Genomic DNA, 466 nt, shown 5'->3' with positions numbered 1-466 from the left:
CGCAGGGGGTGTCGCCGCAGTTGCGCGCGGTCTGCCGGCATGGCCCTGGGCGCTGCTGATGGGGCTGGCAGGTTTCGCCCGCGCGGCGTGTCTGTGGGGAGCGCTTAGGCTGGGGAGCGGCGCGGCGGCGATTGCCAAATCCACGCTGCGGCGGACCGCTGCGCGGGCGGCGCTGCGTCGACCGGCTGGAAGTGGGTCGGTAGGCGCGCTGCTCGGTGCGGTGGTCGATGAGGTCGAGGCGATTGACGGCTACATCGCCCGTTTCCTGCCTGCGCGGCGCGCGGCGGCGATCGAGACGCTGGGGTCGGCAACCGTGCTGTGTACCGACAAGACCGGTACGCTGACCGAAAACCGCATGTCGGTGGTCGCTTTGTGGCTGGCCTCGGGCGAGGATGCGACGCTGGGGGAGGCACCTTGCGCCTTTGCCGATTACGGGCCGATCGTGTGCATGGCCGCGCTGGCCAGC

Annotated in this window: 1 pseudogene; it reads left to right on the top strand. The window is 71.2% G+C overall.

Annotated elements, in window-relative coordinates:
- Positions 1–466: pseudogene (locus AACY08_RS29410) on the top strand (hypothetical protein); the annotation flags it as partial.

It is taken from the genome of Pseudomonas sp. EL_65y_Pfl1_R83 (genome assembly GCF_963970695.1).
Lineage (GTDB): Bacteria > Pseudomonadota > Gammaproteobacteria > Pseudomonadales > Pseudomonadaceae > Aquipseudomonas > Aquipseudomonas tritici.
This window is presented reverse-complemented; position numbering and strand designations above follow the sequence as displayed.